Consider the following 25,598-nt stretch of genomic DNA (forward strand, 5'->3'; position numbering starts at 1 on the left):
CGAACACGCCGTACGTGATCAGATCGCGACCTACACCGCTTCATGATCTTGGAACGGCCGTGGGTCGCAGCCGTCGATGCGGACGTCGGCTCCGGCGAGCCGTACCCCGTCCAGGGCGGCCATGAGGACGTCCAGATTGTCGATGATCTTGTAGCGGTCCGACAGGAACGCCCGGGCCACGCCGGCCCCGTCGCCGGTGCCGCGCAGGGCGCGCACCAGGAAGCGGCGGTCTGCGGCGAGAGGATCGCCCACGGGCGCGGACCCGTACGGGCGGCCCGGTCGTTATCGGGCCGCCCGCACGAGGGGAGGTCAGCCGGCGAAGGACGTGGTGGCGGGCTCCTCGGCGACGACCGCGGAGGCGCCCTGGGCCAGGCGGCGGGGCGAGGCGTCGACTGGCCAGCCGGCGGTGCCCTCGTGCACCGGGCTGTAGCGGGAGGCCAGCCCGAGATTCGCGGCGATCACCTTCACCGCGGCACGCACGGTCGGCTTACCCTCGCGGCCCTTCGTCTCGTAGGTGCGCGGGATCAGGTCGCAGCCCTGCGCCATGATGAGCTGCCCCTTGCGGTACGACTCGTGCGCGCGGATCGCCGCGACGCCGTAGACGACGACCTCCACCTGGCGGGTGGGAATGTGGGTCGAGCCGTCACGGCGCGGGGTGGGAGGCCCGTTGACCTCCAGCACCGCCGACCACATGGCCGGCGCCTCGTGGTCGGGCGGGAAGAATCGCGGGTCGTAGGCGATCCTGCCGGTGAGGCTGATGTGGATGTCGAGCACGGGTCCCCTCCCCTTCGCTGTGGCACTGCCGCCACACGGGTTTCCTGCGTCCTTGACCTGGAAGGGGAGCTGTTTCGGCGGCTGCCCCGTCCCGGCGAAAAGGCAGACGGAGCGACGGCGTGACCGGCCCCGCAACCCGGGTGGTGGCGGCCGTTGAAGATGTTTTGCGCCAGCAAAAGATCTTCAACGGCCGCCACTCGCCCTCCGCAGCCCGCGGTGAAGCGCGGGCGAGAACCCGGGTTAAGGGGACGGGCTAAGCCGGCGCATAGTCAGCCGCCGGGACGGGGCAGCCGCCTACGGCGACCCCGGCCGGGACGCGGCGACCCTGGCGAAGGCCGAGCTCAGGAGGGCCGTACGACCTCGACCTGGTCATCCGCACGGACCAAATCGAGCTGGTGCGCACCGCGCTGAGCGACGCGAGATTCCGTCCGATGTTGCGAGATTGGCTTCCCACGGCCATGGCACTCGCCGATCCCGTGGGCCGCGAGGTCGATCCACACCCAGCTATACGGACGCCGGACGGCGGATGAGAGCAGGACATGAACCGTCTGCCGACCGCTTCGGGATCAAGTTACTTGAGCCGTATCGGCATGTGCAGGGCTTCCTCATGAACACGTCGACCAGCCGTCAGCTGATGTTCAACTTGAACGGTGGCCTCGATCTTGACTCTTGAGGATGGCGACACGGCTATAACTCAGTGCAATAACGAGACTGCCTTTACGTTGTAGATCTAGATCATGGCACAGCCGGCACCATCCGTTTGAACATCTCGGCTCCCGCGGGGCATGAGAGGGGTGGAGTAGGCGGCAAGCTGCGAGAACGCCCGACATTGGGGTGTCGGCAACTGACGGCTCATCCGAGCAGCAAATGAGCAACGAGAAGCAGAAAGGCCGTGATCACTCTCTTGTGATCACGGCCTCTGACCTGGTAAAACTCTGTCGGGACGGCGGGATTTGAACCCACGACCCCTTGACCCCCAGTCAAGTGCGCTGCCAAACTGCGCTACGTCCCGTCGCCCGGCTGGCCGGGCTTCCATAACCTTAGCGCAGTTTCCGGCCGGGTGCGTACATCACGATCCCCTCCGGCCCTAAGCTTCGATCATGGGAAGGAAACCGCGGATCGATCAAGAGGAGCTCGCCCGGTTGGCGGCCGAGGGCTGGTCGAATGCCCGGCTGGCCGCACATTTCGGCGTCACGGAGTCCGGCGTCCTTCAGGCGAAGCGGGCGGCGGGCCTGTCCAAGCCGATGGCCGATCACAGCCGGGCCCTGCCCTGGACGCTCCGCCGGGAACACAGTCAGAGCGGGCCGGCCACGAACCTGCGCAACCTGTCCGCGGCCGCCCAGGGCCGTACGGTCACCAAGGACAAGCTCAACACGGCTCTCCGCTGGGCGAACCGGCTCGTCGACAACGGTCTCGACATCACCTACGACCCCGAACACAGCTTCCTGGAGGTGCCCGCCGAGGGGTCCTCTCACATCGGGCGAGTGCTGGCGGAGGCCCGGGACGTTCTCGGCGAGGCCCCGGGGGAAGGGCCACGGGGCGCGGACACCTCAGGACAGGGGTGAAGCCCGGCGGTCAGTCGCCCTCCCGGCGGACAGGTGTGGTGTCCTCCCGGATGTGGACGTGGCGCCGGCCAGGGTGCACTGAGGCGTGAGGCTCGTTCTCGTGCACGTGGATGTGCTGCTCGGCGGCCGGATCGACCGTGTACACCTCCGGCTCGATGGCTTCAACCGTCTCCTCAGCCCGCGGGCGGCGGGTGTAAATGCTGGTCAGCAGCGCTCCGACGACACCCACCCCCATCAGGATCCAGCCGATCATCTGTAAGTCGATCCCGGGGACGTCCCACTTCACCGCGAAGGCGAGAACGGCGCCGATCGCGATGAAGGCGAGGCTGGCTCCGAATCCCATGGCTACCTCCTCTGCTGGTAAAGCCCCTCTACCCGTGAATCCGCCGACTACGCGAGGCGTGAAGGGTGCCTTCGAGGGCAGTCGCCGGAAACAGCAACCACCCACCCCAGGGAGGCAGACATGAGCGCCGGAACATGGGCGGCAGTCGTCATAGTCGTGGTGTTGGCTCTGGCCGTGGTCGGCTATGCCCTGACGGCGTGGAGTCGCCGCCGCCGCCTGCGGGTCCGGTTCGGGCCCGAATACGAACGGACGGTACGGCACAGCGACAGCCGCAGGGAGGCCGAGCAGGAGTTGATCTCCCGCGAGGAGCGCCACGCCAGGCTGCGCATCCGCACCCTCGCCCCGGAGACGAGAGATTCCTACGCGAGGAAGTGGGCCGAGGTCCAGGAGCAGTTCGTCGACGCGCCGGGATTCGCCGTCACCGAGGCCGACACCCTTGTCGCCGCCGTCATGGCCGAGCGCGGATATCCCATCGAGGAGTTCGAGCAGCGACTGAGCGATCTGTCCGTCGCCCACGCCGCCACACTCGACCATTACCGCAAGGCACACGACATCAGCGGACGCGCCGCCCGGCAGGACGCCACCACCGAGGAACTGCGCCAGGCGATGGTCCATTACCGCGAACTCTTCCGGGAACTCCTCGGTGATGACGCCGAGAGCCGCGCGGACGGCGCACGCTCCCGGGACATGAAGGGAGCCGACCGTTGACTCCGAACGACACGGCGAGGACCGTCCGGCCCTCGAACGACGACACCCAGTCCCCACAAGACGACATCCGACCCTCGGCAGACGAACGGAGTACGACGGACGCCATGGACGAGACCACACAGACACGCACGCCCGGCGCGACCCCCATTCAGCAGGCGACCCACCCGCGGAAGGCGCCCAGTGAGCCTCGACCCAGTGAGCCTCGCAAGAACGGCGCCCGGGATGCGGACGAGGCAGCGTTCAACAAGGACACCGCGCCCGCCAAGGACCCCGATGTCACCGCCAAGACCCAAGTCACCGACAGGACCAACGGCGCCAGCGACGGTGATGGGTTCGAGACGCACTGGCGGGAGATCAAGGCCGGGTTCGTGGACGATCCACGCCAGTCGGTCGAGCAGGCGGACGCCCTTGTGGATGAGGCGCTGAAGCGGATCACGACCCGCCACCGCGCCCTGCTCGATCACTGGAAGAACGGCGACGAGCGCGACACGGAGACGCTGCGACGCGCTCTTCGCGACTATCACACGCTGCTGCTCCAGTTAACCGGAAAGTGAGGTGATGGTCGTGCTCGCCATCGCGGCGGCGGTCGTCTTCGGGATCGCCTTTCTCCTCGATCTTCTCGACGCGAGCATCGGCATCGGCATGACGGCGTTGATCGCCCTCGGTCTGTGCTTACTCGCCCTGCACCAGGCCGGCGTCGGCACCGCCGGTGTGGGCTCCGCCGGGTGGCGCCGGCGCGCCCGCCGCTGATCCCCTCTCACCTCCTGGCATACCGAGATCGCCCCCTCCCTCAGACAGGAGGGGGCGATCAGTGCGTGGGGCCGCCGTCACATTCGTGCGGCCAGGGTGAACTCCTCGCGAGGATTCTGTACGGCCCCCAGCGAAACGATCTCCCTCGGGAAGAACAGGCCGAGGGTCCAGTCCGCCAGGATGCGCGACTTCTTGTTGAGCGTTGGCATCCGCACCAGGTGATAGGTCCGGTGCATGAACCACGCCGGATACCCCCGCACCTCCCGGCCGTAGATCTGAGCCACGCCCTTGTAGAGCCCGAGGCTGGCCACCGACCCGGCGGACTGGTGGCGGTACGGCTTCAGCTCCCGTCCCCGCAGCGTGGCCAGCAGGTTGTCGGCGAGGCGGCGGGCCTGCCGTACGGCATGCTGGGCGTTGGGCGGGCACAGCTGCCCGGGGCGGGTGAGGTCGGGCACGGCGGCGGCGTCCCCGCCCGTGAACGCGAAGTCGGTGCCCTCGATCCGCAGGAACGGGGTGGCCTTGACCCGGCCCTTCTCGTCGAGCGGCAGGTCGCCCGCTCGGACGATGGGGTTCGGCTTCACCCCGGCGGTCCACACCAGCGTGTCGGTGTCGAACTCGTCGCCGTCGTCGAGCACGATGTGGCAGCCCTCCGCCGACTTCAGCAGCGTGCCCATCTTGACCTCGACGCCGCGCTCGCTCAGCTGCCGGGCGGTCCATCGGCCCATGTCCGGCCCGACCTCCGGCAGGATGCGGTCGGTGGCCTCGACGAGGATCCAGCGCATGTCGTCGCGGTGGATCCCGCGGAAGTATCTGGAGGCGTGGGTGGCCATGTCCTCCAGTTCGGCGATCGCCTCGACGCCGGCGAAGCCGCCGCCGACGAAGACGAAGGTCAGCGCCCGCCGCCGGATGTCGTCGTCGGCCGTCGAGGCGGCCACGTCCATCCGGCCGAGCACGTGGTTGCGCAGATGGATGGCCTCCTCCACGGTCTTGAACCCGATGCCGCTCTCGGCGAGGCCGGGGATCGGCAGCAGGCGGGACACCGAACCGGGCGCGAGGACCAGGTAGTCGTAGTCGAGGGTCAGGTCCGGCCCCTCGTGCGGTTTGACCTCCGCCTTCCGGTCGGCCAGTCGCACCGAGGTGACCCGTCCGCTGAGGATCTCGCAGGATCGGAGGACCCGCCGGAGCGGGACCACGACATGCCGGGCCTCGATGCTTCCCGCCGCCGCCTCCGGCAGGAACGGCTGGTACGTCATGTAGGAGTCGTTGTCCGCGACGGTGATCTGGGCCTCGCCGCGGTGAAGCCGTCGCTGCAGGCGGAGTGCTGTGTACATGCCGACGTATCCGCCGCCGACTATCAGAATCCGTGGGACTGCCATGCCGGTCCCCTACCCGGCGCGGACCGGGAAACGCATCGTGACGGTCGTCCCGCCTGACCCCGTCTCAACCGCTATGTCCCTGCTGAGCCGGCGGGCCACCCACAGGCCCATGCCGCTGGTCGCGTTCTCAGGCGGCGGCGTCTCCCCCGGGGCTCCCTCCGGACGCCAGTCCCGGCCCTCGTCGTGCACGCCGACGACCAGGTCCTCCCCGTCCCGCCAGACGCTCAGCCGCGCCTTGGTGGAGCCGTGGGTCACCGCGTTGGTCGCCACCTCGTTGACCGCCAGCAGGAAGTCGCCGACGGCGTCGTCGGGCATCCCGCCACGGCGTGCCTCGTCAGCGGCGAACTCCCGCACGTCGGGCAGGTCGGCCAGGGAGAAACCGCGCTCCCTGGCCGACCCGGTGACGTGCGCCGGGGCGCCGTCATCCCGCACCCGTCACGCGCCTTCCGCCGGACATCGCGCGACCCGGCCGACCGTACGACACATGGTGGAACTCATCTGGGGCTCATCCGTGGCTCATCTGGGACTCATCTGGGGGTCGCCCCGAACTCATCCCGCGACGAGTTCCGTACGGAGCAGGTCCAGGGTCTTGCGGAGGATCCGCGAGACGTGCATCTGGGAGATGTCGAACTCCGCGGCGATCTCGGCCTGGGTCAGGTTGCCGTAGAAGCGCAGCAGGAGGATGTTCTTCTCCCGCTCGGGGAGATGGTCGATGAGCGGCTTGACGGCCTCCCGGTCCACCAGGATGTCCAGGGCGTCGTCCTCGTCGGGGATCACGTCCCCCAGCGCCGCCGCGTCGTCGTCGGCGCCGATCGGCGCGTCCAGGGAGAGCGTGCTGTACGCCGCGGAGGCGTCCATGGTGAGCAGCATGTCCTCTTCCGAAATGTTCATCCTCTTGGCGAGTTCGGCGACCGTGGGGAAGCGGCCCAGTTCCTGGGTCATCTCCGCGACCAGCCGGTTGAGCTCGGCCCGCCGCTCCTGATAAAGACGGGGCACCCGGACGGCCCAGGTGCGGTCGCGGAAGTGCCGCTTGACCTCACCGGTCATGGTCACCATCGCGTAGCCGCGGAACGCGTGCCCGAGCGCCGGGTCGAATCCGTTGAGGGCCTTCATCAGGCCGACGTAGGCCGCCTGGAGGAGGTCTTCCATGGGCTCGCCGCGGTGCAGGTAACGCCGGGCGACGTCCCTGGCCATCGGAAGGTGCATTTCCACGATCGTCTCGCGGAGCCGGTCCCGCCGCTCGGCGGGGAGATCCTCCCGCGCCAGCTCGGTCAGCAGTTCCTCGGCGGTCGGAGTGTCGAAGCTCGTCGCTTGGCCCTCGGCAGGCATCTGGCAGATCCCCTCGTGGTCTTCACGCGAGGGCGACGCCTGTCTGGGATGGACCACCTGGCGCATCCGGCCAGAGATCGATCCATGCAGAAGGCGTGCCTCGCTACAGTGTCGAGACAAGGCCCTCTGCTGGACCTCAGGATGACTATATTGCCGCAAATCTCGGAATATCACCACTCGGTATCACTGACGTGCGGACACCAGTAATCTTCTCCGCAGAGGAGGCGCGAGGTGTCTAACAACGGGCTGCTGTCCCTGAGCTCCACCATGGCCGGCGGCATTGTGGTGATCCACATCAGCGGCGTTCTCGACGCCACGACGCGCGAGCAGTTCTCGGACTTCCTGGACGCGGCGGCGGACGACCACGGCCCAGACATGATCCTTGACCTGGGCGGAGTCACGTTCATGGACTCCCGGGCGCTGGGGCTGATCGTCCATCACTGGCAGCGGTCGACCGGCGACGGCGGCGACTTCGCGCTGGTCTCGGTGCAGTACCCCAACTCCAAGGTGATGTGGGTGACCGGACTGTCGGAACGGCTGCCGCTCTTCGACACCCTCGACGAGGCGCTCGCCGCCTTCGCCGCCTCCTGATCCCGCTCAGGCCGACGATCAGGCTGGGCGCCGGTGGTCCGGATCACCCTGTCCTCGCTGACCGCCGTCTTCCCGGGTGGCCGTTCCGGTGACCGCCGGTCGCCGGCCCCGTTCGGAGACCAGCATCCGGGCCAGGTCGGCCACCTTGACCTGGTGATGCTGGGAGATCTTCCTGAGCTCCTCGAACGCCTCCTCGGCCGAGCAGCCGCTCGTCGACATCAGAATGCCCTTGGCCTGGTCGATGACGGAGCGCCCTTCCATGGCCTCCTGCATCTGGGCCGCGCCGGTCAGGACATCGTCGAACTGCCGCACGTTGGCCAGCGCCACGGTCACCTGCTCTCTGAGCAGGGCCGTGAGCGAGCCCTCTCCGGTGAAGGCCGCGGGGCTGAAGACCCCGGCGCGCACGCCGTACAGGCCGATGACGACTATGCCGTCGTCCACCTCGATCGGCAGCACGAACACCGAGCGCACGCCGTGCCGTACGGCGGTCGCGCAGTAGCCGGGCCAGCGGGACTCGTGCACGACGTCGACCACCAGGACAGGCGTACCGGAGGCCAGTGCCTCCCGCGAAGGTCCCTCACGCAGCTCGCGCTCGCGGTCGATCAGCGCCGTGAGCTCGCTGTGCGACGCGGCGAGCAGCACGGGCCCGTCCGCCCACAGCTCGGCGGTGCCGCCGGCGCAGCCCGGGACGCCGCGCGCCATGGCCTCGCTGATGCCGCGCAGAACGCTCTCGCAGGAGGCCCCCTCAGTCACCCTGCCGAGAGCGGTCAGGTCACGCACGAGGATGGACGTCGTCTCCATGATAGAAAGACCATTCCCATCGGTTCCGGATTAATCCAGGCTGGAACGATTAGACCCGGTCCCGGGCGTAGCGTCTAGCTGACGCAAGGAGGTCGCTTGCCCGCCAACGCCGAACTCGAGCGTGCCCTGAGCGGTCTCGCCGACCGCATCGCCGTCCTGCGGGACGATTTCCGGCCCGACGCGGCCCTGCGAGAGCTGGAGACCGCCGAGGACCTGCTCCGCGACGCGCTCGCCGAGCTGGAACGCACCCGCAGGCGCCGGGACGGTGGCACCCTGCGTGAGCACAAGCTGCTGCGCCAGGTCTTCCGCTCGCTGCCGATACCCGTGATCATCATGGACACCGGCGGCACGGTGCGGCGCATCAACAACGAGACCACCCGCCTGCTGGGGAGCCCGGCCGGCTACCTCATCGGCCGCGCCTTTCCGCTGCTGATCGACGTGGCCGGCCGGGCCGCGTTCCGTGCGCACTTCACCGCCCTCCTGCGGGGTGAGGAGACCTCGTCGCTCCAGACCCGGCTGGCCCACCAGGGCCGGGCCCATGTCGTACGGCTCGTGCTCAGCAGGCTGCGGATGCCGGGCGAGCCCCAGGAGATGATCGCGGCGGTCGTGCTGCCGGCCCAGCCGCCACCGGCCGGGACGCCGCGGACCGGGATGCGGCTGACTGAGGCCCCCGGACCGGTCGACGACGAGTGGACGAATCCAGCGGGCTCCCCGCCGGATCTGATGGCGGCGGCTCGCCGGCACGAACTGCTGTCCCGGTTCACCCGGCTGCTGCTCGACGAGGAGAGCCTGCGCGAGCCGGTGGCCCTGCTGCGCGCGGCGCGCCTGCTCGCGGCCGAGACGGCCGACTGGGTGATCGCGGACGTGATCAGGAACGGCGACCCGTACGGCCCCACCGTCGATCGAGCCGCCGTCGATCGGGCCGACGTCCAGCGGGTCATCGTCGTCGGCCCGGGCGACCAGCCGTTCGGCCGCCTCCAGCGGATGATCGAGGAGACGTCCCCGGCGGAGGCGCCCATGATCGAGCAGGTTCTGGCGACGCGGAGCGGGATCGTGCACGAGATGCTGGCGGACGACTCGCTCCTCGGCGAGGACGTGCTGAGCGGCATGCGGGCCGGGTCGCTGCTGAGCGTGCCGATCCGCACCGACGACGAGGTTCACGGCGTGCTCACGCTGGTACGGCAGCGCGACCGGCGGCCGTTCGGCCTGGCCGACCTCGGCCTGCTCGAGGAGATCGGCATGCACCTCGGCCTGGCCATGCGGGCCCAGCGGGGCTTCCAGCGCCGCGCCCAGGCGGCCGACACCCTCCAGACCGGCGTGCTCCCCCGCACGTTGCCGGAGATCCCCGGCTTCGAGAGCGCCGCGTTCTATCACCCGGGCTCGGGGTTGCGCGCGATCGGCGGCGAGTTCTACGACGTGTTCCGGGTCAAGAACGGCTGGGGGTTCGTGATCGGCAGTGCGGCGGGCCGGGGTGAGGAGGCCGCGGCGGTGACCGCCATGGTGCGCAACGGGCTGCGGGTGCTGAGCGTCTGGGAGGACGACCCGGGACAGGCCATGCGCAAGGTCAACGACGCTCTCGTCGTGCAGCGGACCGGTCTGTTCGTGATGGCCGCCGCCGGTTTCGTCCGCGGCCGCAAGGTGCGCCTGGCCTCCGCGGGACATCATCCGGCGGCGCTGCTCCAGCCCGGCGGCGGGATCCGCTTCACCGAGGGCGGCGGCGTCCCCCTCGGATTCGAGGAGGGGTCGGTGCCAGCCACCGACGAGCTGGTGATGCCGACGGGTGAGACGCTGCTGCTCTACTCCGACGGCCTGGTGGGCGCGCAGAGCGCGGCCGGGGAGAACTACGGCGAGGCGCGCCTGACCGAGCTGCTCGCCCGGTGCATGGGCCAGCCGCCCGGGGCGGTGGTGAAGGCCATCGAGGAGGACCACCGGGCCTTCTGCGGCAGCCACGCCACCGACGAGATCACCGTGCTGGCGCTGCGCAGGTCCAGGTGAAGACCGACCCGGGTCTCCCGCTGCCCCGCCCGATCTGCGAACATGGTGTAATCCGCCGCCGCCGGTCATGGGGGGCACGCCGAGGGAGAACGGGGGAGCGCGACACCCGTCGGCGGGCGCGCACAAAGTTTTTCTCGATTAGGCGTTTAGCGAGGATCAGAGTACGGTAAACAGGCACCTATCGTGCCTAAGACGCAGGCACACCTTCTAAACGCCTTCCTGCCGTTGAGGTGTGCCATGGATATCGCCATCGTCTCCGCTCACGAGCTGACACCCGACACTCCCGCGATCGCCCGCGAGCTCGCTCGCGGCCACCGGGTCATCATGTACACACGATGCAGGGCCCAGGGCACCGCGATCGAGCACGTCCCGGCCGGACCCGACGTGGAGCTGTCAGAAAGCGACCTGCTCCCCTACATCCCGGACTTCAGCGCCGGGCTGCGGCAGCGGTGGCGGAAGCACCGCCCGGACATCATCCACGCCTACTCCTGGACCAGCGGCCTGGCCGCCATCGCCGGGTCGGAAGGCCTGGGCGTGCCGGTCACCCAGACCTTCCACGCCCATCCCGACGACCACAGGCCGGCTCCGGTACGCCGCCTGGAGTGCGCGATCGGCCGCCGGGCCAGGGCCGTGATCGCCGCCTGCGCCGACGAGGAGTCCGAGCTGATCCGGATGGGGGTCCCGCGTCGCAACATCTCCGTCGTGCCGCAGGGGATCGACGTGGAGCGCTTCCACCGCCAGGGCCCCGCCTGCCCGCGCGGCGACCGGCCCCGGCTGCTGCACGTGGGACACGCGGGCGCGGCCAGCGCGGTGGCCGCGCTGGTGGCGGTCCCCGACGCCGAGCTGGTCATCGCGGGGGGCGACGAGCCCGGCGTCGAGCGGCTGCGCGCACTGGCCGCCGACCACGGCCTGGCCGACCGGGTGGAGGCGCTCGGCACGGTCCCGCACAACTCGATGCCCAAGCTCATGCGCAGCGCGGACCTGGTGCTGTCGCTGTCCCCGTCCGTGCCCAACGGCACGGCGGCGCTGGAGGCGATGGCCTGCGGCATCCCCGTGATCGCCTCGGCGGCCGGCGCCCATCTGGACGCGGTGGTGGACGGCGTGACCGGTTTCCTGGCCCGGCCCGACCGGCCCCTCGAGGTGGCCCAGCGGATCCGCAGGCTGCTGGGCGACGTCACGTTGCGTACGGCCATCGGGTACGCCGCGGCGGACCGCGCGCGCTCCCGCTACTCGCTCGAGCGCATCAGCATGGAGCTGCTGCGGGTCTACGAGAAGACCTGCGCCTGACTGGACCGCGCCTGCCCGGGATGTGGCTGACCAGACTGTGGTTGCCTGGGATGGGGCGGCCGGGCCAGCGCGGCCGCCTTGAGGGACAGGTGGAGGAGCAGCCGGTTCTCCCCATCCGCGAGGTCGAGTCCGGTGAGGTCCTCGGCCTTGCCCAGCCGGTAATAGAGCGTCTGGCGATGCACGCCGAGGGCGGCCGCGGTCTCCTGTACGTGCCCGCCGTGATCCAGGTACGTCTCGACCGTGCGGGCCAGCTCCCGCGACGCGGGCGTCGCCAGTGCGGCGCTCTCCGCGGCCAGGTCGGCGAGCTCCCGGTGGGACAGCCGGACCAGCAGGCGGTAGACGCCCAGCTCCGGCCAGCTCGCCACCGGGGCATGCCGGGCGACGTGCTCGGCCACCCGCAGCGCGAACAGCGCCTCCCGCCAGCTCTCCCACGCCTCCTCCGGATCGTCGCGGGGACCTCCCATGCCGACCGCGCCGCCGATCGCGCCACCCATCGCGTCGCCGTACGCCGCGTGCAGCCTCTGGGCGACCTCCCGCGCCTGTGCGGCGGGGGCCAGCACGGCGAGCAGCCGCTCGTCCGGCCCCTCCCCCGGCGCCCCGTCCATACCCGGGTCGGCCGGCACGCCGCGCGGGAGAGGCGGCGGGTCGCCCGCCCACTCCGGCGGCGTCCGTACGGCCAGCGCCGCCACCGGGCCCTCGACCTCGACCCCGGCGGCGGCCCGGGTGGCGGGGTCGGCGGAGAAGAAGTCCCGCAGCCGGACATGCCGCCCGCGGGCCTCCCGGGCCAGCAGCATCGCCGCCCGGGCCACCAGCGGCGCCGCGGCGGCCAGCCGCTCGTCGGTCAGCATCGGATAGTCGAGCAGCCACAGGTAGCCGTAGTTCACCCCGCGGTGGCGCAGCGGAACGCACACCCGGCCGAGCAGGCCGGGCAGACCGGGGATGCGCACCGGGCCGGTCGCGGTGGCGATGCCGTACCCCTCGAAATGGGCGCGCACCTCGGCGGAGGCGCGCCGGCGCAGAATCGACTCCTGCCGGACCCGGTCGATGTCTCCGCTCTGCTCGCCGTAGGCGAGCAGCTTGAACGACCGGTCCTCCATCGTGACCGAGGCATCCAGCAGCCGCGCGATCTCATCGGCGATCTCCTGCATGTGCTCCATTGTTGTGCATCTGTCGGAAAATGCTGTGGCGGATGTCCGTGGACCATCGTGAGCTGGGAATTTTACCCTTGCGCCATGCTCGGATCTCTGCTTCTCGCGGTCTCGCGCAGCCCGCTGGCCCGTCGGACCGTCTCGGGTCTGCGGGCCACCCGCAAGGTCGTCGACCGCTTCGTGGCCGGGGAGTCGACCGCCGACGCCGTGGCCGCGGTCCGGCGCCTGACCGGCTCCGGGCTCACGGTCACGATCGACCATCTCGGTGAGGAGGTCCGCGACAGGGGGGCGGCCGTCGAGGCCGCCAAGGCGTACGTCACGCTGCTGGACGCGCTGCGGCCGCTCGGGCTCGGCGACCGGGCCGAGGTGTCGGTGAAGCTGTCGGCCGTCGGGCTTACGCTCGACGGCGACATGGCTCTCGGCGGTATGGCTCTCGACCACGTCGGGCAGATCTGCTTGGCGGCCCGCGACTGCGGCGCCACCGTCACCCTGGACATGGAGGACCACACCACCGTCGACTCCACGCTGGAGATCCTGCGCGCGTTGCGCGAGGACTTCCCGGAGACCGGCGTGGCGATCCAGGCGTACCTGCTGCGCAGCGAGGCCGACTGCCGCGACCTCGCCGGCTCGCGGGTCCGGCTCGTCAAGGGCGCCTACCGCGAGCCCGCCTCGGTGGCCTACCAGAACAAGGCCGAGGTCGACCGGGCCTACGTCCGGTGCCTGCGGGTGCTCATGGCGGGCAGCGGGTATCCCATGGTGGCCACGCACGACGACCGGCTGATCGCCATCGCCGAACTGCTCGCCGACCGGTACGGTCACGGACGGGACCGCTACGAATACCAGATGCTGTACGGCATCCGGACCGACAGGCAGCGCGAACTCGCCGCCGCCGGGCACCGGGTGCGGGTCTACGTTCCGTTCGGCGACGACTGGTACGGCTACTTCATGCGCCGTCTCGCCGAGCGCCCGGCCAACGTCGCCTTCTTCCTGCGCGCTCTGAAAGGCAAGTGAAGCAATGGATGCCATCGTCAACGTCCCGGTCCCGGCCAACGAGCCGGTGTACGGCTACGCGCCCGGCAGCGCCGAGCGCGCGGCCCTGGAGGCCCGGGTCAAGGAGCTCGGCGAGACGCGGCTCGACCTCACGATGACCATCGGCGGTGAGCGGCGGATGGCGGGCGGCGCCCCGATCGACGTCGTCCAGCCGCACAACCACACCGCCGTGCTGGGCACCACGGCCGACGCGACCGCCGCCGACGTACGCGCGGCGATCGACGCGGCGCTGGCGGCCGGCCGCGCCTGGCGGGCCCTGCCGTTCGAGGAGCGGGCCGCGGTCTTCCTGAAGGCCGCCGACCTGCTGGCCGGCCCATGGCGCGCCACGCTCAACGCCGCGACGATGCTGGGCCAGTCCAAGTCGGTGCAGCAGGCCGAGATCGACGCGGCCTGCGAGCTGATCGACTTCTTCAGGTTCAACGTCTCCTTCGCGCGGCAGCTCCTCTCCGAACAGCCGGTGTCGTCGCCGGGCGTGTGGAACCGCATGGAGTACCGCCCGCTTGAGGGTTTCGTCCTCGCGATCACCCCGTTCAACTTCACCGCCATCGCGGGGAACCTGCCGGCTTCCGCCGCGCTGATGGGCAACGTCGTCGTCTGGAAGCCGTCGCCGACCCAGCAGTTCGCCGCGCACTTCACGATGCGGCTGCTGGAGGCCGCCGGGCTGCCGCCCGGCGTGATCAACATGGTCACCGGCAACGGCGCCGCCGTCTCCGAGGTGGCGCTGACCCACCCCGAGCTGTCCGGGATCCACTTCACCGGATCGACTGCGACCTTCCAGCATCTGTGGCGGACGGTCGGGACGAACATCGCGGGCTACCGGGGCTATCCGCGGCTGGTCGGTGAGACCGGCGGCAAAGACTTCGTGGTCGCCCACCCCTCCGCCTCGGCCGAGGTGCTGTCGACCGCGCTGATCCGCGGCGCCTTCGAGTACCAGGGCCAGAAGTGCTCGGCCGCCTCCCGGGCGTACGTCCCTCGGTCGCTGTGGTCACGGATGCGGGACGACTTCGTGGGCACCGCCGAGTCGCTCGCGGTGGGCGACGTGGCGAGCGACCTGTCGGCGTTCATGGGGGCCGTCATCGACCACCGGGCGTTCGCCAAGCACCGGGAGGCCATCGACCGGGCCAGGGCGACCGACTCGATCAACGTCCTCACCGGGTCGTACGACGACTCGACCGGGTATTTCGTGAAGCCGACCATTCTGGAGTGCTCCGACCCGACCGACGAGGTGTTCGTCAAGGAGTACTTCGGGCCGATCCTCGCGGTGCACGTGTACGACGACTCCGCCTACGACACGGTCCTGGACCAGATGGAGAGCATCGCGCCGTACGCGCTGACCGGCGCGGTGATCGCACAGGACCGGTACGCGATCACGGCGGCCACCGAGCGGCTGCGCTTCGCGGCGGGCAACTTCTACGTCAACGACAAGCCCACCGGCGCGGTCGTCGGCCAGCAGCCGTTCGGCGGCGCGCGGGCCTCGGGCACCAACGACAAGGCCGGGTCGATCTTCAACCTGATCCGCTGGGTCAACACCCGGTCGATCAAGGAGTCCTTCGTCCCCGCGACCGACCACCGCTACCCCCACATGGGCTGAGGCGCCCACGGCAACCCCGGGGCCCTCGGACATCACCCGGCCCCGGGGCCGCCCCTACTCCCCGTCATCGGCCCACGCTCGTCTGGCCTCCTCCATGACCTCGTCGGACAAGGTGCCCACCCGGCGCTCGTGGTCGGCCACGATCTCCTCGGCCTTCAGCAACGCCAAGCCGTACTCCGCCGCCTGATCGACGAATCGGGAGAAGCCGCGTGGTCCGGTGCGGCTCTCGATCTCCTCTGCGAGGGAGCGGCGAAGTGTAACCGACTTCTTGACCGTTGGATCCGCGGGCTGAGGCATGACCATGTTCCACACCATGCCACCAGCAATCGCATAACTTCGGGCGGTCGGCTCACTTCCTTCAGAAGACGAGGGGGCCGTGGCGGGCCGTGCGGGTGAAGAGCAGCCCTCCGATCAGCCCGCTCACCGCGCACACCCCCACCAGCCCGGCGTGCTGCGGGGCGGAGTACACGAATCTCGCCTCCCCCGACGCCGCCAGGCCCAGTGCGGTCAGCGATGCGGCCGCGATCCCGGTCCCGAGCAACGCCCCCGCACAGGTAACGATCAATGACTCCCAGCACACCGCCCTGGTGAGCTGTGCCGGCGTGGCGCCCGCCGACCGCAGCAGCCTCATCTCCCTCGCCCGCTCCGCCATCGACATGGCCGTCGAGTTCAGCACCGAGATCACTGTGTAGGCCATCGCCGAGCCCACCACCACGGGAGCAGCCCAGGCCGACACCCCCGTCCTGGTCACCCCCGCAGCCTCGTCCGAGGTCGCGATCGCGAACAGGAAGGTGCACGCGAACGCCACCGTGAGCATCACCGGCGACGCCATCGACATCGCCCGGCGCGGCTGGGTCACCACCGACGCCCTCGCCAGCTCTCCGGGCCCGGGATCGAGCCACACCGCCGCGCCGCCGAGCAGCCATCCCATTCCGCGCAGCGCGACCGGCCCAAGCGCCGACGCGGCGACGCACAGCGCCATCGTCGCCCCGAATCCTGCCGGGAGGGCCGCCGTCGGCGGCACCCGCGGCGTGAAGCAGAGCAGCACGACACCGGCCGCCAGTGCCACGGCCCCGACACCCATCCGGGACCAGGGCAGCGTGCGGGCCTGGGCCGCCTCCTCGCGCAGCACCTCCAGCGGCGTCACCTTCACCGCCTTGCGCGCGGCGATCCGCGCCGCCGTCAGCGTGACCACCAGTCCCACCGCGAGCGCCAAGATGAACGGTCCCCACGTGACCTCCAGCGGGACCCCGGCGGGCGCCAGGCCGACGCCAGTGAGCAGGGCCGCCACTCCCCCGGCGTACGGCACGGCCAGCACGCACCCCGCCACCCCGGCCAAGACGGCCACAACCAGGGCCTCGGCCACGATCAGACGCCGCACCTGGCGCGGTGTCATGCCGACCGACCGCAGCAGCCCCCATGTCCTGCGCTGTCCGAGCACGTGCAGGCTCATCGTGCCAGCGACGACGAAGACCGACACGAACCCCGACACCACCGCGGACAGGACCAGCAGCGACATGACTCCGTTCAGTTCGTCGTCACCGTCCACGCTGGTCACCAGTACGCCGCTGGAGGCCACGAGGACCACGGCCAGCAGCACGGCCGCGAAGGAAGCGGCGAAGCCGACGCGATTGGTCCGCACGTTGTTCAACGCGAGCACCGGCATCATCGGCATCATCGGCATTCGGCCAATCGCGCGCCGATCCGGTCGGCCGAGGGCCGCTCCAGTGTGTCCACGATCTGCCCGTCGACCAGGAAGAGTGCGGTGTCGGCCCACGCCGCCGCCTCGGGGTCGTGTGTGACCATGACCACCGTCTGGCCGTACCCGTCGACCGCCTCCCGCAACAGCGCCAGCACCTCGCGCCCGGAGCCCCGGTCGAGGGCTCCTGTCGGCTCGTCGGCGAAGATCACCTCTGGCCTGCCGAGCAGCGCGCGGGCTATCGCCACCCGCGCATCAGGTCCATCAACGAGAACGGGAACAGCACGTTGGTGTCGACGAAAACCCGCGCCATCGACCGACACTCTCCCGCCTCAGTAGGGTAGATCCGCCTCTTCAGCGGTTTCTATGATCCTGCGACGGCCTTCGGCGCGGCGCTCGCGGCGAGCCTGGAACTCCAACACATCAGAGAGGAGGACCAAGCGGTGGCGGCTGCCGGGCAGATGCCGGGAGGGAATCTCTCCTTCGTCAAGCAATCGTGCGACAAAGGGCCGCGATAGCCCCAGAATCTGGGCGACCTCGTTCGGGGTCAGGCGAGTCTCCACCGGGAGAGCGAAGATCGCGTTACCTTTGGCCAGATCGTGAGCTGCGGCCAGGACGAGATTCACAAGTGATTCAGGCAACACGATGTCACGACCGTCTGCCCTACGCAGTACAAGTTCGGCAGACCGGGCCGCGGTCTCGATATGGGCAAGCAACTCGCGGTCACCACTGTCAGCCTCGACGCGGGTGGCACGAGCAAGAACGCCTGTGCGGGACACGACCACCTCCCAGATCGATATCTGAAATAAGTGTAACCTCCGTAGTGCGCGAATTCCATGTCCTGCGGCCCGTACGCTGAACGGCATGACCGCCCACGCCGATCCCGCAAGAGCAGAGCAGCAGGGAGAAAAGGCATCAGCTTCCGCCCTACGCAGCGAGGCCCCACCGATGCGGCCATCAGCGGCCGGGAGCGTTGATCGAGCTGCGGCACGGCCGACACCAAGGCCCAGGCGAAGTTCGCCGGTGGCGCCTTCGGTCTGATGACCGACGTGGTCGACTGCGCATACACCCGGCGGCCCGCCAACGCCTACATCCAGGCGCAGGACGTGGTCTCCGGCCGCCAGTCGGCCCGCATCCCGGTCCGGGTCGGCTGCTGACCGTCTCCGGACCGTACGACGGATCCAGGGAAAAGGGCCCGGCCGCTCACGCACCGGGCCTTTCCATGTCGGATCACAGGCTCAACGCAAGGTCGTCGCCCGCCGTGCGGTCGCCGACTGAGTCAATCGCTGCCGGGGACGGCCATCTCGCCGAGGAGGGACCAGTCGTCCTGCGGGACCTTCACGTTGACGATCCGAGGTGTCTCGGCGAGGTACTGCGGGAGCGTCCGCTGAGCCTGCTTGAAGTGCTCGGACCTGACGTGCGCCGCACCGGCCTCGTCGTCGCGGAACGCCTCGACCAGGACGTACTCGGCCGCGTCGTCCAGGCTGCGCGACCAGTCGAACCACAGGCAGCCCGGCTCGGCCCGGGTCGCCCGGGTGAACTCATCGACGATCTCGTGCCAACGGGCCGCATGCTCGGGCCGTACACGGAACTTCGCGGTAATGAAGATCATTTAATCTGTCCCGGCAGTAGACGTACTCGGATGCCATCCAGTCTGCCCGCCGGCGAATCGGCACCATCGTTCGCGTCAGCCGTACAAGCCGTCGAGCCGGACTGACTCGCGCCAGAGTGGCGCCGGCGAGATAACCGTAGTTGTGAGAACTGTACTTCTCTCAACCTGGAGGTCCCTCGTGTCTGAGCTCTATCCGCCGATCGAGCCGTACGAGAGCGGGATGCTCGACGTCGGAGACGTCACCCGTGACTGAGTCGTATGGCCGTCTGGCCGTATGAGCCGGGAAAGGTGCGGACCGGCCCGGGTGGGACCGGTCCTTCGCTGCCTTGAGGGATCCGTCTGAGCGGTCAGAGGACGGCGCAGCCGACGCGGACAGGGATGCGGGCCGACTGACGGCCGGAGACCACGTCCTGCGCCTGGATGTAGGCGTTGGCGGGCCGCCGGGTGTATGCGCAGTCGACCACGTCGGTCATCAGACCGAAGGCGCCACCGGCGAACTTCGCCTGGGCCTTGGCGTTGGCCGTGCCGCTCCAGAAGAGCTTCCCGGTGTTGTACCGGATGGTCAGCCGGACCATGCCGAAGTTGAAGTGGTCGCCATTGATCTTGATGAGCTGGGTGTCGTCGACACCGTATGCCCTGAAGTAGCGGGTGGCCCAGACGCGGGCCTTGACCTTGCGCTCGTCGTCCAGCTTGTTGTCGGTCTTGGCCTGGCTGCGGGTGGCCGGGACGACGCAGACGTCGTCGCCGTTGTAGGCCTCGCGCCAGACGTAACCGGTCACGCAGGTGTGCGGGCCGTAGACGCCGTCGGTCCAGCGGTCCGCAGCCACATTGTTGTCGGCCTTGGTCTGGGTGCGGGTGGCCGGGGTGACGCAGACGACGTCGCCCACGCGGGCCTCCCGCCAGACGTAGCCCTGCAGGCAGGTGTCGGGTCCGTAGTCGCCGCCGGCGGAGGCCGGGCCGGCCATCAGCGTGAGGGGGGCGGTGACGGCGAGGCCGGTGATCGCGGCGGCGGCCAGACCGGTGAGGGTGCGCTTCATCGTGTTCTCCCTGAGGCGGAGTCGGGGCGGGTCCCGGTCTGGCCGTCGCCGCCCGGGGGTTTCGCTTACACCTCAGTGATACGGGCCCCCGCCTGCACATCCCTTGACCGCCACTTACCGGCACGCCATGCAAGCAACCTGCAAGCCGCACCGGCGACTGGTCTTGCCGGGATTTTACTCGGCTACGTATACTCGTGGACGAGTAGTCGTAGGCGAGGTGATGTGGTGGCCAGGCAGCGAAGAGTGGGGAACCTGCTGGCGCTCGCCGTGCTCTCGGTCCTCGTCCAACGGCCGATGCATCCGTACGAGATGGCCTCGGTGCTGCGCGCACGCGGCAAGGACGAGGACATGCCCATCAAGTGGGGATCGCTCTACACGGTGGTGCGGAACCTGGACAAGCATGGCCTCATCGAGGCGATCGAGAGCACGCGGCAGGGTGGCCGCCCCGAGCGCACGATCTACCGGATCACCGATGCCGGGCTGGAGGAGCTCGAGGACTGGGCGCGCGAGCTGGTCTCCACTCCGGAGCGGGAGCAGCCGAGGTTCAAGGCCGGGCTGTCCGTCATGGGGGCCCTTTCGCCGGACGAGGTCGTCGACCTGCTGCGTCGGCGACTCGCCAGGCTGGAGGCGGACCTGGCCGAGCGGCGCGAGACACTCGCCCGCGAGCTCCACGAGATCCCGCGGCTGTTCCTCGTCGAGACGGAGTACGAGCTCGCCATCCAGGAGGCGGAGACGGCCTGGGTCCGGGCCCTCATCGGCGAGCTCGTCACCGGGACCTTCCCGGACCTCGCCGCGTGGCGGGACTTCCACGGCACCGGCCACATCCCGCCCCAGCTGACCGACATCGCGGAAAGGGGCGCCACAACCGACTGATCCACGGACGAAGGGCCCGACACAACGAAAAGGCCCAGCAGGGTGCGCCAACACCCCGCCGGGCCCCGACCTCGAACCGAGACCCGCGGACGGGACCCGGCCACGAAGGTGGCAACCGCAAGGATAGCTGGGCTCCCCGCCACGGGCGGTTCGGACACATCCGAATCGAACGCCCGGGGACCGGCTGCCACCGGCCCCGGCGATGACGCATGGGGAGAACCATGACCGACGTAAGCGGCGTACGCACCTCGCGGCTCGACTCCGTGACCTCCGCCGACGACACCGTGATCGGTTACCGTACGGTCGGCCACCCGGGGACCGGAGCACGGCAGCCGGGAGTGGTGGTGCTGCATGGCGCGATGGAGTCGTCGCACAGCCATCTGCAACTCGCCGAGGCGCTGGCCGCCGATTTCACCGTCTATCTGCCCGACCGGCGCGGCCGGGGCATGAGCGGCCCGTGCGGAGCCGACCACGGCATGGACAGGGAGCTCGAAGACCTCGACGCCGTCCTCACCGCGACCGGCGCCCGCGATCTCATCGGCGTGAGCTCGGGCGCGCTCATCACGCTCCGGGCGGCGCTCGACAATCCCTCGGTACGCCGGGCCGTCGTCTTCGAGCCTCCGCTGTCCGTGAACGGCTCGGCTCCCACCGACTGGCTGCCGCGCTATGAGGCGGAGATGGCCCGCGGCGACATCGCCGCCGCGCTGGTCACCGGCATGCTGGGGGCGCGGATGGGGCCGCCGGTGTTCGACCGCGTGCCCCGGCCCCTGCTCAAGCTGCTCACCAAGCTCACGATGGGCAGCGACGACCTTCCCGACGGGACCGGAGAGCCGTCGATGCGGACGCTCGCCCCGACCCTGCGCTGCGACCTGCGTCTCGTCAGCGAAGCCGCCGAGACGGTGGGGGGCTTCGCCGCGATCCGCGCCGAGGTGCTGCTGCTCGGCGGCGACCGAAGCCCGGCCTACCTGAAGACCGCCCTCAATGCGCTCGAGAGGGTCCTCCCGCGTGTCGAACGGGTCGAGCTTCCCGGCCTCGGCCACGGCGCCACCGGGAACCGGAACAGGGGTGGCCGGCCGGAGTTGGTCGCGCAGGTCCTGCGCGCATTCCTCAAACCGTGATCTCGCACTGCGCGCCTACTGCAAGATCACGCCATGCATAGGCGCAGGTCGGGCGGCATACCTGCGAGTATCTGCAAGATCAGGAATTGATTTATGCAGGCCAGGAGAGTGGCGTGCGAGTTTTCGCAAGATCACGGCAGCGGTTCTGATCTCGGTTTTCGGGAGGCGGCGTCGAGGGCCGCGGCCTCCTCGGGGGTGGGGGCGGTGCCGCCGAGACGGGCGGGCTGCCACCACACCCCGGGCGGGATCTCCGGGTAGGTGCGCTGCGCCTCATCGAGCAGGTCCGACATCCGGCGCCGCAACTCGGCGGTGAGCTTGGCGATGTCGTCGTCGGATCCCGGGTTCAGGGGCTCGCCGACCAGGATCGTGATCGGGACGTGCCGCTGGAGCAGCTTGCGCGGCCGGCCCTTGGTCCACAGCCGCTGCCCGCCCCACACCGCGACCGGGATGATGGGGACCCCGGCTTCGACGGCCATCCGGATGGGACCGCTCTTGATGTCCTTGACGGTGAACGACCTGCTGATCGTCGCCTCGGCGAAGTTTCCGACGATCTCCCCGGACCGCAGGGCCCGTACGGCCGCGCGGAACGCACCTGCCCCGGCCGAACGGTCGACCGGGATGTGGTGCATGCCGCGCATCAGCGGACCCGACACCCGGTGGGCGAACACCTCCTGCTTCGCCATGAACCGGACGAACCGCCGTGAGGGCCGGGCAGCCAGGCCCGCGAAGACGAAGTCGAGGTAGCTGACATGGTTGCTGACCAGGACCGCTCCCCCGGATCGCGGCACGCGCTCGGCGCCCTCGATCCGGATCCGCAGGTCCAGCAGTTTGAAGGCGGCCAGCACGGCGCGGATCACCGGCGGGTACACGAGCTCGGACATGTACGGAACGGTAACCTACGCACCAGTAGCTTCGATGATGAGGGCCGCCCGCAGGACATGGCCGGTCAGTGACCGGTCAGTGGCCGCGGAATGCCTCCTCGATCCACCAGGCCGCGAGGCCGGGTGTGACCTTGGCGTGGACGAGAAGCGGCCGGTCACGCGGGCCCTTCAGCCATTCGGCGACCCCGGCGAGGTCCTCCTCCCGCCGTACGGAGACGGCCGCGCAGCCGAAGCCGCGGGCGATCTCGGCGAGGTCCACCGGCGGGAACGTGACATTGTCGAGCGGGAAGCCGTCCGGGCCGAAGTGGTGCACCTCGGCGCCGTAGGCGTCGTCGTCGTAGACCACGATGACCATCGGCAGCCCGAGCCGTACGACCGTTTCGAGCTCGGCGATGGCCATGAGCGCTCCCCCGTCGCCCAGCGCGGCGACGGTGAGCCGGTCGGGCCTGGCGACGGCGGCGCCGACGGCGGTGGCCAGGCCGAGGCCGATCGACTGGAACGCCTGGGTGAAGCAGAAGGAGCCCCCGTCCGGCACGGACAGGAACATCGACGGATATCCCATGAAGTTGCCGGAGTCGACGGCCACGACCCGATCCGCCGGGAGCAGGTCGTCGAGTCCGATCGTCAGCGTCCTGGGGTCGATCCGCCCGCCGCCGCCCGTGTCGGCGTACGGCACGTCGCGCCAGCGCACCTCACGGGCTATCCGATCGGCGATCTCGGGGGTCCGGTAGCCCGCCGCGTGCCCGGAAGGCACGTCCCCGGAAGGCGCGTCCAGGAGGTCGGCGACCGCCCGTGCCGTCGCCCGTACGTCACCGATCACGCCGAGGTCCACGGGACGGTTCACGCCGATGACGTCGGCGTCGATGTCGACCTGCACCACGGTGGCGTCCGGGCCGATCAGCTTGCCGTGCCGGGTGGTCCACATGGTGAGCGAGCAGCCCCAGGCGACGACCAGGTCGGCGTCGCCGACGAGCTCGGCCGTCAGCGGCGAGGCGAATCCGCCCATCACGTCCAGGTCCCACGGGCTGCCGTGGAAGTTCCCCTTGGCGACCGCGGAGGTCGCGTACAGCGCGCCCACCCGCTCGCCGAGGGCCTCCAGTTCCCGGCGGGCGCCCCGCGCCCCGCGACCGGCCACGAACACCGGCCGTCGCGCCACCCGCAGCAACCCGGCGAACTGCGCTATCGAGTCCGGGGCTACAGAGTCCGGGACGATCGAGTCCGGGGCCGCGGGCTCGGCGGCGCCGTCCGAAGCCCCGGGACCGTCCACGGCCTCCGGGTCGTGCTCGCTGGGGAACGTGAGCCCCCACGGAGCGGGGATCCGGCTCGCCGCGGCCCGCCGCACCCCGCCGCCACCGGCCCGCAGTTCCCGTACGGCGCGCGCGGCCTCGTCCGGCAGCACCTCGTCCTGGACGTCCAGCGGCAGGCGGAGCAGCACGGTCCGGCGTCCCAGCAGCGCGGCGAGGAAGGCCATGACGGTGTCGTCGACCACGGTCTCCGCCGAGGCCACCCTGGCGACGTGTACGCCGACCGCGGAGACGAGGGCGGCCTGGTCGATCCAGAAGTTGGAACGGGCCGAGGTGGCCTCGGGGGCGAGCGCGAGCAGCGGAGTGCGGCTCTTGGCCGCCTCCGTGACGCCGGTCAGCGCGTTGGTGATGCCGGGCCCCTGATGGACGGTGAGGACGGCGACGGTTCCGCTCATCCGGGCGTAGGCGTCCGCCATGGTGGCCGCGCCGCCCTCGTGGCGCGCGGCGACATACCGCACGCCGTGCCGTACCAGCGAATTGGTGACGTGGAAGTTCCCGCTGCCGACGACCCCGAAGGCCGTGCGCACGCCGAGTGAGGCGAGGACGGCCCCGACGGCCTGTGCGACGTTCATCGTCGGATGGCTCATCTGTCGACCGGTCATCTTTCCAGCAGGGCCAGGACGCGCAGCGGGCTGCCGGAGCCGCCCACGATCGGCAGCGGGCCGGCGATCACCACGGCGCCGGTCGGCGGCAGCCTGTCGAGGTTGCGCAGCTGGGTCAGGCCGTACTTGCCGGCGCCGAGCAGGAACGAGTGACAGGGGAAAGCCGGGTCGAAGGAGTGCGCGGCGCCCGCGTCCGTGCCCACGGTCTCGACGCCGAGGCCGATGATCGGCGTCTGCTCAGCCAGGAAGCGGGCGCATTCAGCGGAGATGCCGGGGGTGTGCGGCCCGGTCTCGTCGGCGTTGTGGAACCGGCCCGCGTCGTCGGCTCGGGCGTCCCAGCCCGTGCGGTAGAGGAGCCAGCCGCCCTCCGGGAGGGGGCCGTGCTCCTTCTCCCACGCCCTGACGTGGTCGATCTCGAGGAGGAAGTCGGGGTCCGCGGCCGCCTCGGCGCTGAAGTCCAGCACCGCCGCGGACGCGATCAGCTTGGTGACGGGCACCCGCGAGACGTCCTCACCGTCCCGGGCGGTGACCCAGTGGTTGGGCGCGTCGAAGTGGGTTCCGGTGTGCTCACCGGTGGTGAAGTTGTTCCAGTACCAGGCCGGGCCGCGGTCGTCGTACCGGCTGATCTCCTGCAGGCTGAAGGTCGCCGTCTGGCCGAAGGGCTCCGGCAGCGACAGGATCGGCGTCTTCTCGGTCAACGGCGCGGTCAGGTCGAGCACCTCGATCCCGCCGTTCCGGATTCCCTCCATCAGATCCCGCAATACCGACATCACGCCTCCCTTGTGTCACACGCGGGCAAATCCTCCTACACTCTCGCCCCTCGCGCCAGCCACAGGTCCCGGCTGTCGGATGCCGGCGGGCACCCCGGCGGCTACCACCGGAAGTAGACGAACAGGCGGCCGTGGTTCTTGGCGTCCTTGTCCACGCGATGGTAGAGCGCCTTGATCTCCTTCTGCTCCAGGAAGCGCAGCACCTTCTTCTTGAGCTGCCCCGATCCCTTTCCGGGGATGATCTCCACCTGGGTGGCCTTCTTCCGGACCGCCTCCTCCATGACGCCGCGCAGCGCCCGGTCGATCTCGCTGCCCCTGTTGTAGATGTCGTGGAGATCAAGCTTGAGCTTCACGCGAACAGTCTAGGAGAAAAGCCCGCGATCGGTCAGCCCTC

At 70.0% G+C, this 25,598-nt stretch carries 30 protein-coding genes and 1 tRNA gene; 12 read left to right on the forward strand and 19 right to left on the reverse strand.

All coding sequences use genetic code 11. The features are described 5' to 3' along the window. Nucleotides 1-30: 30 nt before the first annotated feature. Both ACFHYQ_RS00445 and ACFHYQ_RS00450 read right to left on the reverse strand, forming a co-directional pair. Entirely contained in the window at nt 31-252 is a 222-nt protein-coding gene (locus ACFHYQ_RS00445; RefSeq protein ID WP_394299032.1) for a hypothetical protein, read from the reverse strand. 57 nt (nt 253-309) lie between these two features. Continuing rightward, nucleotides 310-774, reverse strand: a complete 465-nt coding sequence (locus ACFHYQ_RS00450; protein ID WP_394299033.1) for a single-stranded DNA-binding protein — start codon at nt 772-774, stop codon at nt 310-312. A gap of 365 nt (nt 775-1,139) precedes the next feature. Here ACFHYQ_RS00450 and ACFHYQ_RS00455 point away from each other — a divergent pair, with 365 nt between their 5' ends. Beyond that, a complete protein-coding gene (locus ACFHYQ_RS00455; protein ID WP_394299618.1) occupies nt 1,140-1,304 on the forward strand; it encodes a hypothetical protein in 165 nt (54 codons plus the stop codon). Nucleotides 1,305-1,712: 408 nt separating this feature from the next. On the opposite strand, the gene ACFHYQ_RS00460 is transcribed toward ACFHYQ_RS00455, so the two are convergent. Beyond that, nucleotides 1,713-1,786: transfer RNA gene (locus ACFHYQ_RS00460), tRNA-Pro, on the reverse strand. An 88-nt stretch (nt 1,787-1,874) separates the two neighbouring features. Between ACFHYQ_RS00460 and ACFHYQ_RS00465 the strand changes: the two genes are divergently transcribed. Beyond that, nucleotides 1,875-2,339, forward strand: a complete 465-nt coding sequence (locus ACFHYQ_RS00465; RefSeq protein WP_394299034.1) for a hypothetical protein — start codon at nt 1,875-1,877, stop codon at nt 2,337-2,339. Between the two features lie 10 nt (nt 2,340-2,349). On the opposite strand, the gene ACFHYQ_RS00470 is transcribed toward ACFHYQ_RS00465, so the two are convergent. Next, nucleotides 2,350-2,682 (reverse strand): DUF6458 family protein, encoded by a 333-nt coding sequence (locus ACFHYQ_RS00470; protein WP_394299035.1) that lies wholly within the window; start codon nt 2,680-2,682, stop codon nt 2,350-2,352. 120 nt (nt 2,683-2,802) lie between these two features. Here ACFHYQ_RS00470 and ACFHYQ_RS00475 point away from each other — a divergent pair, with 120 nt between their 5' ends. The 3 genes from ACFHYQ_RS00475 (at nt 2,803) to ACFHYQ_RS00485 (ending at nt 4,140) form a co-directional block, all read left to right on the forward strand. Next, nucleotides 2,803-3,390, forward strand: a complete 588-nt coding sequence (locus ACFHYQ_RS00475) for a hypothetical protein (RefSeq protein ID WP_394299036.1) — start codon at nt 2,803-2,805, stop codon at nt 3,388-3,390. Nucleotides 3,391-3,494: 104 nt separating this feature from the next. Further along, nucleotides 3,495-3,944, forward strand: coding sequence for a hypothetical protein (locus tag ACFHYQ_RS00480; RefSeq protein WP_394299037.1), 450 nt, complete (start codon nt 3,495-3,497; stop codon nt 3,942-3,944). A 4-nt stretch (nt 3,945-3,948) separates the two neighbouring features. Further along, nucleotides 3,949-4,140 carry a hypothetical protein gene (locus tag ACFHYQ_RS00485; RefSeq protein ID WP_394299619.1) on the forward strand — a complete coding sequence of 64 codons (192 nt, stop codon included), beginning with the start codon at nt 3,949-3,951 and terminating at the stop codon, nt 4,138-4,140. Between the two features lie 77 nt (nt 4,141-4,217). Here ACFHYQ_RS00485 and ACFHYQ_RS00490 read toward each other — a convergent pair whose 3' ends face one another. The 3 genes from ACFHYQ_RS00490 to ACFHYQ_RS00500 form a co-directional block, all read right to left on the reverse strand. Next, a complete protein-coding gene (locus tag ACFHYQ_RS00490; RefSeq protein WP_394299038.1) occupies nt 4,218-5,516 on the reverse strand; it encodes an NAD(P)/FAD-dependent oxidoreductase in 1,299 nt (432 codons plus the stop codon). A gap of 9 nt (nt 5,517-5,525) precedes the next feature. Next, nucleotides 5,526-5,948 (reverse strand): ATP-binding protein, encoded by a 423-nt coding sequence (locus tag ACFHYQ_RS00495; RefSeq protein ID WP_394299039.1) that lies wholly within the window; start codon nt 5,946-5,948, stop codon nt 5,526-5,528. 117 nt (nt 5,949-6,065) lie between these two features. Further along, complete coding sequence (locus ACFHYQ_RS00500; RefSeq protein WP_394299040.1) at nt 6,066-6,845, reverse strand: SigB/SigF/SigG family RNA polymerase sigma factor; 780 nt, start codon at nt 6,843-6,845, stop codon at nt 6,066-6,068. A 231-nt stretch (nt 6,846-7,076) separates the two neighbouring features. Between ACFHYQ_RS00500 and ACFHYQ_RS00505 the strand changes: the two genes are divergently transcribed. After that, on the forward strand, nt 7,077-7,436 hold the full coding sequence (locus ACFHYQ_RS00505; RefSeq protein WP_394299041.1) for an STAS domain-containing protein: 360 nt from the start codon (nt 7,077-7,079) through the stop codon (nt 7,434-7,436). A gap of 18 nt (nt 7,437-7,454) precedes the next feature. Here ACFHYQ_RS00505 and ACFHYQ_RS00510 read toward each other — a convergent pair whose 3' ends face one another. After that, a complete protein-coding gene (locus ACFHYQ_RS00510; RefSeq protein WP_394299042.1) occupies nt 7,455-8,237 on the reverse strand; it encodes a GAF and ANTAR domain-containing protein in 783 nt (260 codons plus the stop codon). Nucleotides 8,238-8,333: 96 nt separating this feature from the next. On the opposite strand from ACFHYQ_RS00510, the gene ACFHYQ_RS00515 reads away from it, so the two are divergent. Together ACFHYQ_RS00515 and ACFHYQ_RS00520 are read left to right on the forward strand one after the other, a co-directional pair. Continuing rightward, on the forward strand, nt 8,334-10,232 hold the full coding sequence (locus ACFHYQ_RS00515) for a SpoIIE family protein phosphatase (protein WP_394299043.1): 1,899 nt from the start codon (nt 8,334-8,336) through the stop codon (nt 10,230-10,232). A 237-nt stretch (nt 10,233-10,469) separates the two neighbouring features. Then, nucleotides 10,470-11,519 (forward strand): glycosyltransferase, encoded by a 1,050-nt coding sequence (locus tag ACFHYQ_RS00520; protein WP_394299044.1) that lies wholly within the window; start codon nt 10,470-10,472, stop codon nt 11,517-11,519. On the opposite strand, the gene ACFHYQ_RS00525 is transcribed toward ACFHYQ_RS00520, so the two are convergent. Further along, complete coding sequence (locus tag ACFHYQ_RS00525) at nt 11,498-12,667, reverse strand: PucR family transcriptional regulator (RefSeq protein ID WP_394299045.1); 1,170 nt, start codon at nt 12,665-12,667, stop codon at nt 11,498-11,500. The two genes, ACFHYQ_RS00520 and ACFHYQ_RS00525, sit on opposite strands and share 22 nt — an antisense overlap. Before the next feature lie 84 nt (nt 12,668-12,751). Here ACFHYQ_RS00525 and ACFHYQ_RS00530 point away from each other — a divergent pair, with 84 nt between their 5' ends. Both ACFHYQ_RS00530 and pruA read left to right on the forward strand, forming a co-directional pair. Beyond that, the gene (locus ACFHYQ_RS00530; RefSeq protein WP_394299046.1) at nt 12,752-13,678 is read left to right on the forward strand and encodes a proline dehydrogenase family protein; all 927 of its coding nucleotides are present in this window, start codon (nt 12,752-12,754) and stop codon (nt 13,676-13,678) included. A gap of 4 nt (nt 13,679-13,682) precedes the next feature. Then, nucleotides 13,683-15,308, forward strand: a complete 1,626-nt coding sequence (gene pruA, locus ACFHYQ_RS00535; RefSeq protein WP_394299047.1) for an L-glutamate gamma-semialdehyde dehydrogenase — start codon at nt 13,683-13,685, stop codon at nt 15,306-15,308. 54 nt (nt 15,309-15,362) lie between these two features. Here pruA and ACFHYQ_RS00540 read toward each other — a convergent pair whose 3' ends face one another. From ACFHYQ_RS00540 to ACFHYQ_RS00565, 6 genes are all read right to left on the reverse strand, one after another. Then, nucleotides 15,363-15,605, reverse strand: coding sequence for a hypothetical protein (locus ACFHYQ_RS00540; protein WP_394299048.1), 243 nt, complete (start codon nt 15,603-15,605; stop codon nt 15,363-15,365). Nucleotides 15,606-15,666: 61 nt separating this feature from the next. Next, on the reverse strand, nt 15,667-16,992 hold the full coding sequence (locus tag ACFHYQ_RS00545) for an FtsX-like permease family protein (RefSeq protein WP_394299049.1): 1,326 nt from the start codon (nt 16,990-16,992) through the stop codon (nt 15,667-15,669). Further along, the gene (locus ACFHYQ_RS00550) at nt 16,983-17,255 is read right to left on the reverse strand and encodes an ATP-binding cassette domain-containing protein (RefSeq protein WP_394299050.1); all 273 of its coding nucleotides are present in this window, start codon (nt 17,253-17,255) and stop codon (nt 16,983-16,985) included. The genes ACFHYQ_RS00545 and ACFHYQ_RS00550 overlap by 10 nt, the downstream gene beginning before the upstream one ends. Before the next feature lie 84 nt (nt 17,256-17,339). Further along, nucleotides 17,340-17,786, reverse strand: coding sequence for a helix-turn-helix domain-containing protein (locus ACFHYQ_RS00555; protein WP_394299051.1), 447 nt, complete (start codon nt 17,784-17,786; stop codon nt 17,340-17,342). A gap of 500 nt (nt 17,787-18,286) precedes the next feature. Next, on the reverse strand, nt 18,287-18,619 hold the full coding sequence (locus ACFHYQ_RS00560) for a putative quinol monooxygenase (protein ID WP_394299052.1): 333 nt from the start codon (nt 18,617-18,619) through the stop codon (nt 18,287-18,289). 347 nt (nt 18,620-18,966) lie between these two features. After that, nucleotides 18,967-19,656, reverse strand: coding sequence for a hypothetical protein (locus ACFHYQ_RS00565; RefSeq protein ID WP_394299053.1), 690 nt, complete (start codon nt 19,654-19,656; stop codon nt 18,967-18,969). Between the two features lie 225 nt (nt 19,657-19,881). On the opposite strand from ACFHYQ_RS00565, the gene ACFHYQ_RS00570 reads away from it, so the two are divergent. Next, complete coding sequence (locus ACFHYQ_RS00570; protein ID WP_394299054.1) at nt 19,882-20,529, forward strand: PadR family transcriptional regulator; 648 nt, start codon at nt 19,882-19,884, stop codon at nt 20,527-20,529. 221 nt (nt 20,530-20,750) lie between these two features. Then, nucleotides 20,751-21,647 carry an alpha/beta fold hydrolase gene (locus ACFHYQ_RS00575; protein ID WP_394299055.1) on the forward strand — a complete coding sequence of 299 codons (897 nt, stop codon included), beginning with the start codon at nt 20,751-20,753 and terminating at the stop codon, nt 21,645-21,647. Between the two features lie 131 nt (nt 21,648-21,778). Here the strand turns inward: ACFHYQ_RS00575 and ACFHYQ_RS00580 are convergent, their stop codons facing one another. From ACFHYQ_RS00580 to ACFHYQ_RS00595, 4 genes are all read right to left on the reverse strand, one after another. After that, entirely contained in the window at nt 21,779-22,528 is a 750-nt protein-coding gene (locus ACFHYQ_RS00580) for a lysophospholipid acyltransferase family protein (protein ID WP_394299056.1), read from the reverse strand. A 76-nt stretch (nt 22,529-22,604) separates the two neighbouring features. Then, nucleotides 22,605-24,404: a thiamine pyrophosphate-binding protein gene (locus ACFHYQ_RS00585; RefSeq protein ID WP_394299057.1), complete on the reverse strand. Its 1,800-nt coding sequence runs from the start codon at nt 24,402-24,404 to the stop codon at nt 22,605-22,607. A 26-nt stretch (nt 24,405-24,430) separates the two neighbouring features. After that, nucleotides 24,431-25,204 carry a cyclase family protein gene (locus ACFHYQ_RS00590; protein ID WP_394299058.1) on the reverse strand — a complete coding sequence of 258 codons (774 nt, stop codon included), beginning with the start codon at nt 25,202-25,204 and terminating at the stop codon, nt 24,431-24,433. Between the two features lie 101 nt (nt 25,205-25,305). Further along, complete coding sequence (locus ACFHYQ_RS00595; RefSeq protein ID WP_204010673.1) at nt 25,306-25,557, reverse strand: Smr/MutS family protein; 252 nt, start codon at nt 25,555-25,557, stop codon at nt 25,306-25,308. Between the last annotated feature and the right edge of the window lie 41 nt (nt 25,558-25,598).

This window comes from Sphaerimonospora cavernae (assembly GCF_042435035.1).
GTDB lineage: Bacteria > Actinomycetota > Actinomycetes > Streptosporangiales > Streptosporangiaceae > Sphaerimonospora > Sphaerimonospora cavernae.

Bases quoted from the DNA above. Each gene is read 5' to 3' on its own strand.
- ACFHYQ_RS00465 (WP_394299034.1), top strand. From the start codon at position 1,875: ATGGGAAGGAAACCGCGGATCGATCAAGAGGAGCTCGCCCGGTTGGCG.
- ACFHYQ_RS00470 (WP_394299035.1), bottom strand. From the start codon at position 2,682: ATGGGATTCGGAGCCAGCCTCGCCTTCATCGCGATCGGCGCCGTTCTC.
- ACFHYQ_RS00475 (WP_394299036.1), top strand. From the start codon at position 2,803: ATGAGCGCCGGAACATGGGCGGCAGTCGTCATAGTCGTGGTGTTGGCT.
- ACFHYQ_RS00480 (WP_394299037.1), top strand. From the start codon at position 3,495: ATGGACGAGACCACACAGACACGCACGCCCGGCGCGACCCCCATTCAG.
- ACFHYQ_RS00485 (WP_394299619.1), top strand. From the start codon at position 3,949: ATGGTCGTGCTCGCCATCGCGGCGGCGGTCGTCTTCGGGATCGCCTTT.
- ACFHYQ_RS00490 (WP_394299038.1), bottom strand. From the start codon at position 5,516: ATGGCAGTCCCACGGATTCTGATAGTCGGCGGCGGATACGTCGGCATG.
- ACFHYQ_RS00500 (WP_394299040.1), bottom strand. From the start codon at position 6,845: ATGCCTGCCGAGGGCCAAGCGACGAGCTTCGACACTCCGACCGCCGAG.
- ACFHYQ_RS00510 (WP_394299042.1), bottom strand. From the start codon at position 8,237: ATGGAGACGACGTCCATCCTCGTGCGTGACCTGACCGCTCTCGGCAGG.
- ACFHYQ_RS00520 (WP_394299044.1), top strand. From the start codon at position 10,470: ATGGATATCGCCATCGTCTCCGCTCACGAGCTGACACCCGACACTCCC.
- ACFHYQ_RS00525 (WP_394299045.1), bottom strand. From the start codon at position 12,667: ATGCAGGAGATCGCCGATGAGATCGCGCGGCTGCTGGATGCCTCGGTC.
- ACFHYQ_RS00530 (WP_394299046.1), top strand. From the start codon at position 12,752: ATGCTCGGATCTCTGCTTCTCGCGGTCTCGCGCAGCCCGCTGGCCCGT.
- pruA (WP_394299047.1), top strand. From the start codon at position 13,683: ATGGATGCCATCGTCAACGTCCCGGTCCCGGCCAACGAGCCGGTGTAC.
- ACFHYQ_RS00540 (WP_394299048.1), bottom strand. From the start codon at position 15,605: ATGCCTCAGCCCGCGGATCCAACGGTCAAGAAGTCGGTTACACTTCGC.
- ACFHYQ_RS00545 (WP_394299049.1), bottom strand. From the start codon at position 16,992: ATGCCGATGATGCCGATGATGCCGGTGCTCGCGTTGAACAACGTGCGG.
- ACFHYQ_RS00560 (WP_394299052.1), bottom strand. From the start codon at position 18,619: ATGATCTTCATTACCGCGAAGTTCCGTGTACGGCCCGAGCATGCGGCC.
- ACFHYQ_RS00565 (WP_394299053.1), bottom strand. From the start codon at position 19,656: ATGAAGCGCACCCTCACCGGTCTGGCCGCCGCCGCGATCACCGGCCTC.
- ACFHYQ_RS00575 (WP_394299055.1), top strand. From the start codon at position 20,751: ATGACCGACGTAAGCGGCGTACGCACCTCGCGGCTCGACTCCGTGACC.
- ACFHYQ_RS00580 (WP_394299056.1), bottom strand. From the start codon at position 22,528: ATGTCCGAGCTCGTGTACCCGCCGGTGATCCGCGCCGTGCTGGCCGCC.
- ACFHYQ_RS00585 (WP_394299057.1), bottom strand. From the start codon at position 24,404: ATGAACGTCGCACAGGCCGTCGGGGCCGTCCTCGCCTCACTCGGCGTG.
- ACFHYQ_RS00590 (WP_394299058.1), bottom strand. From the start codon at position 25,204: ATGTCGGTATTGCGGGATCTGATGGAGGGAATCCGGAACGGCGGGATC.